This window comes from Tropicimonas sp. IMCC6043 (assembly GCF_004146235.1).
In the GTDB taxonomy this organism is placed as follows: Bacteria; Pseudomonadota; Alphaproteobacteria; order Rhodobacterales; family Rhodobacteraceae; genus Tropicimonas.
The window spans coordinates 1-3,388 of sequence record NZ_SELO01000100.1; the positions used below are offsets into that span (position 1 = coordinate 1).

Genomic DNA, 3,388 nt, shown 5'->3' on the forward strand with positions numbered 1-3,388 from the left:
TGGACGGGAAAACGCCCGATCAGGCATATCTCACCCCGTCCCGGCCAATTCCGGTCGCGGCATAACTGAGCGGAAGATCCACTTAGAACACAGCTCCAAACTGTTCAGACAACCCGAGCCACCTATGACTGCCGGGCGCAACGGGATCCGCCGCAGCAACCCCGTCGCATGTCGGGTCGTACAGAGATCAAGCCAGCGTCATTGCTGGAGGATGCATGAAAGAATGATTTGCCATTTGTCTCTTCATTCTGATCGCTTGCCTCGTTGGCCTTGGCACGTCGGCGACAGCGCAGACGGTTCCCAACGATTGAGAGATCGCTGCGTACGATGGTCTGTTTAATCTCCGCGATTTAGCCATTGCAGTAGCTTGCATGGCGGGTGGTGACTCAAATTCCTCTGCCCGCGCCAGCCAGCCAGACCGCGGCGTTGGAAACCGCCATTCAGGCGACCTCCGAGCCGGGCATTGATCTGCGCCGCTGCAAGGTCGCTGGGAGCCTTTGCTTGAGGAGTCTTATTTGCCGTCTCGAAGGGACGCGACCTTCGTCAGCGGACCGAGGTTGAGCCATCTGCTGAATGCGCTGCGAGCCCATTCGTCGCCAATGACTTCGAGCCTCTCCGACTCGATGGCCGCAGATGGCGTGATGTCGCCCCGCACAATATAGATTGCATCAGGAAGCGTGCACGACAAATACAGGTTCACATCGCCGCCCGGATCTTCGACGCACAATTCGCACCGACCCTTGTGGTTCAGGAACCACCAGAAACGTTTCGTGTCTGTTTGGTCGGTCAACTCCAGACGAATCAGGCAGGGTCGCGCGCCAAATGCATTTGGATCGGTGGAGCTTTCAAGGCTCCAGACGAGTAGCCCCAGGTCGATTTCGTGTTCCTTCAGCTCGCGCCGCGTCCAGCGCTGCCCCCATGTGCCAAGCGCTTCGACCAGGGGGATAAACTCGCGCCCGGATTCCGTAAGTGTGTAACCGGACCGGATGTCGCCACTGTCGACGTGCTCCACGATCCCCTCTTCGACGAGCCACTTCAGCCGTGAAGACAGAAGCGACGGCGACATCAGCGGTACACCGCGTTTCAACTCACTAAACCGGCGCGGGCCGGTCGCGAGATCACGCACGATCAGCGCGTTCCAACGTTCGCAGAACAGCTCCGCAGCTTTGGCGACAGGGCAGAACTGACCGTAGGATTTCACCTGCCGTGCCTTTCTCCTTACTACAGATTTTAAACTATACCGTCCCACCGGCACCATGTCACCGTTGGTCAGGAGACTCTGGAAGCGCAGGAGGCACGATGACCACCAAGGCAGCGAATACCGGGCAGGTTTCGAAATCTGCCGCCGAAATCTATGACGAATTTTTCGTGCCGGCGCTGTTTGGCGCCTGGGCCGAACCATTGTGCGACGCCGTCATCATCAAACCGGGTCAAGCGGTGCTCGACGTGGCCTGTGGAACGGGCGCCACGACGCGCGTGGCCGCCAGCCGGATTGGCCGCGAAGACCCCATCGTCGGCCTCGACCGAAACTCTGACATGTTGGCGGTGGCAAGGAATCGGGCGCCTGGGATCGAATGGGTTGAGGGCGTTGCTGAAGAGCTTCCCTTTGCCGATGGCGGGTTCGACACCGTGCTCTGTCAGTTCGGGTTGATGTTCTTCGAAGACAAGGCGCAAGCGCTCCGGCAAATGCGGCGAGTACTTCGCCCAGGGGGCCGCATCGCCTTGTCTGTCTGGGATCACGAGGCCAACACACCCGGATATGCCGGCATGATTGCGCTGATCGACGAGATGTTCGGATTTGACGCCGCGGATGCCCTGCGTGCGCCGTTCATTCTGGGCGATACGGAACGCCTCCGGGGCTTGCTTGGCGAGGGTGGCATGGCAGACGCTGCGCTTTCCACTGTTTCCGGCACCGCGCGGTTCGATTCAATCCACGAGTGGGTCCGCATGGACGTACGAGGCTGGACTTTGGCAGAGTTCATCGACGATGCCGGCTTCGTGGCGCTCATCAAGGCGGCAGAGGACCGGTTGGACCAATTTGCTGGCGCGAACGGCAAGGTCGAGTTTCCGGCGCCCGCGCACATCGTGGTGTGGGAGTGTCGCTGAACGGGGCATCGATCAAAGGCACTGAACCCCAGTGTCGTGAGGCTGAGCGCCGATCCGGTAGCCCGGTAATCAGTCATCGACCCTGCCGCGGACGGCCCAGGCTCTCGCACTCAGGCTGAACGGGGTCTCTTCGCTTCCGCCTGCCAATTTCCTGTATAGCCGATTGCGGAGGCGCGCCTGCGCCGCCGCGTCAAGGCCGCTGACATAGGCGCCCGATGGCCCGGGACCGTTTAGGAATGGCTTCCAGTAATCGTCGAACGAGCTGAAATTCATTTGGATCGTCAGACCTGTATCGGTCACGTTTCGCAAACCGCATTCACGCCATAGCGCTGCCAACTCACCGTCGCGACATAACGGCATGTTCCGTTCGTGCCTTGCTTCGGCATCGGCGTCCATCGCAGCAGCTTCGTCCCACAGGTGCCTGAGCATCAGCATGCCATCGCCATAATCCCACACCGCCGCCGCGACATAGCCGCCGGTTCGCGTCACGCGCTTCATTTCGGTCACCGCACCCGCCGGGTCTGGGACGAAGTTCATTACCAGGAGCGAGACCGCCCCGTTGAAACTGTTGTCCTGGTAGGAGAGCGCCTGCGCGTCGCCTTGTTCCAGGGTCGCCCGGTTGTCCCCGGTGGTCGTACGATTGATCTCAATGTAGTCTGCAGAGCCATCAATTCCCGTGACCAGAACTTCCGGGCCGGCGTCCAGCACGGCTCGCGTCAGGGAACCGGTCCCGCAACCAACCTCGAGGACGTGATCGCCATCCGTTACACTTGCGAAATCAACGAACGACGGGGCCAGTAAACGGCTCCAGCGCCCCATCAGGAGGTCATAGCTGTCGCCCTCCCACATCGCATTGTCAGTCATTTTGAACTACCCCGGTCAGGTTTCCGACGCGGCGGCCAGCGAAGATCGGCCCGGTGGCCGTCACTTCCTATTGATCTTAGCACAATCCCTGTCGAAACCCGATGCAAGGCGCTTCGCGCTATGACCAGCGATAAAATCCTTGGGCAAGACCGAAACCGCAACTTGCTCCCCCACAAAGCCAATTCCCGGGATCAATATCGCTGCGAGACGTATGAACAGCGGACTCGGAGAAACTGAACTGCCGCGACTATTCAGCAAGAGAGAGGTGGCTCGGGAAATCTGAACGGGTGAGTTAGGTGTTTGATCCCACGGTTTGATGGTGCGATCCATTCGCTGGAATGGAAGGAAGCCCTATGGGACAGGTACGTCACGGCAGCGCCACGACCACGCACGCCATCCGAGCAGCAATACAGCGATC

3 protein-coding genes are annotated in these 3,388 nt (G+C 60.0%); 1 reads left to right on the top strand and 2 read right to left on the bottom strand.

What is annotated here, in order from left to right:
* Positions 1-511: 511 nt before the first annotated feature.
* Positions 512-1,201 carry a helix-turn-helix domain-containing protein gene (locus EU800_RS25780; protein ID WP_165354857.1) on the bottom strand — a complete coding sequence of 230 codons (690 nt, stop codon included), beginning with the start codon at positions 1,199-1,201 and terminating at the stop codon, positions 512-514.
* 98 nt (positions 1,202-1,299) lie between these two features.
* On the opposite strand from EU800_RS25780, the gene EU800_RS25785 reads away from it, so the two are divergent.
* Positions 1,300-2,106, top strand: a complete 807-nt coding sequence (locus tag EU800_RS25785) for a class I SAM-dependent methyltransferase (protein ID WP_129636318.1) — start codon at positions 1,300-1,302, stop codon at positions 2,104-2,106.
* Positions 2,107-2,175: 69 nt separating this feature from the next.
* Here the strand turns inward: EU800_RS25785 and EU800_RS25790 are convergent, their stop codons facing one another.
* Entirely contained in the window at positions 2,176-2,970 is a 795-nt protein-coding gene (locus EU800_RS25790; protein ID WP_129636319.1) for a class I SAM-dependent methyltransferase, read from the bottom strand.
* Between the last annotated feature and the right edge of the window lie 418 nt (positions 2,971-3,388).